The 1293-nt window shown below is 68.2% G+C and carries 1 protein-coding gene; it reads left to right on the top strand.

Going from position 1 to position 1293, the window contains the following annotated elements:
• Positions 1-660: 660 nt before the first annotated feature.
• On the top strand, positions 661-849 hold the full coding sequence (locus BN3789_RS12190) for a hypothetical protein (RefSeq protein ID WP_066834760.1): 189 nt from the start codon (positions 661-663) through the stop codon (positions 847-849).
• Positions 850-1293 lie beyond the last annotated feature (444 nt).

Raw genomic sequence — 1293 nt, 5'->3', positions numbered from 1 at the left:
CCACGGGGGCGGCGCCCAGGGAGAGCGCGCCCACCAGGGACGCGGTCACGACGGCTGCCACCTTCTTAGTGTGCTTCCTGTTGACGCAAGCTGTCATACGTCTTTCTCCTTCCGTAAGGAACAGATAGTCGCCAGTTACGGAAGGGAGGGAGAGACCGGGGCTGCGCATCGAAGGCGCGTCCCCCGGCTTAGCAGAGCCCTTTACAGCTCTTTACAGCCCTTTACAGCTCTTTACAGCCGTCTGCCGGCTCGTAGCGCCGGAACGGATCGGTCTTGTCTCCGCCTCTCCTTGCGCGGGCATTCGGAGCGAGGTGCGCTCATTTGGCGCGGAACGAGCAAGACGGATCCGTCCCGGCACTACGATTACGGAGGCGGGGCATAGCGGCTCTGCCAAGCTCTGCCAAACTCCGTCAAGCTCTGCCAGAGCGGGCCAGCGCCCCCCAAGCGCCAGTTCATCTTGCCCGAGCCGTCCACAGCACTCTCTTACGGCGGGTGCCGGGGGCCCGAGGCGCCGCCCTGCGGGCCGGCATCACCGATGCCGTCCTCCGAGCATCGATCCGCACCGTCGGAAACTCCCGCCCGTCTCTCTACGGCAGGCGTTGACCCGTGACGAGGATACGGCCATCATGACGGTGATTCATCGTGCATAAGGAGGAGCAAATGGAGGGCGCGAGGAAGACCGGACGCCTGGACCTGAGGATGGCCGAGGAGCAGCTCAGGCAGATCGACGCCGCGGCCGACGTCAACGGGATAGGCGCATCCCAGCGGCCTAGCAGCCGCCTTATGGAGTCCGCCCGCCGCGACATCGCCGAGCAGGGGCTCATCGAGCAGCTCCGCGAACCTGTCTGACCGGCTACGTATGGCGGCGGAAGGATGCGGAGGGCCGGCGCAAACGGCACCCTTGATGGCGGCGCCCGCGCCCGACAGTCGGTCAAGCGCGGCCCCGGCATGGCAAGTCCGAGGCTGCGGTGCGGGCGCGCGTCTGAACCGCTTGCCCGGCGCGTTGGGCTGGCCGGAGACCGCCTGGCGGGCAATCCTGATCCGGCGCGTCTCGACGGTGCCCTCCGCGTATTCGGAGGCGCCGCACCGATACCCCGGAGTGTAAACCGAGGTTATCCGCGCCCGGGCCCGTCTGAGCTGCCCCCGCTACCCCAACAGCCATCTCCAGGCGGGGACGACGTGGACCGCGCCCTCCGGGACGTCGATCTCCTCCTCCTCGTCCATGGTGACGATCCAGCCCTCGGCCGCGTCGAGGCGCCGCATGCCGGCGCGCAGGCCCGCCACCTCGCGCTC

Source organism: Collinsella ihumii (assembly GCF_900046475.1).
GTDB lineage: Bacteria > Actinomycetota > Coriobacteriia > Coriobacteriales > Coriobacteriaceae > Collinsella > Collinsella ihumii.
Note: the sequence above shows the minus strand (reverse complement) of the source record. Positions and strands in the feature narration are given on the sequence as shown.

Coding starts and splice junctions, on each gene's coding strand:
- BN3789_RS12190 (WP_066834760.1), top strand. CDS start 661: ATGGAGGGCGCGAGGAAGACCGGACGCCTGGACCTGAGGATGGCCGAG.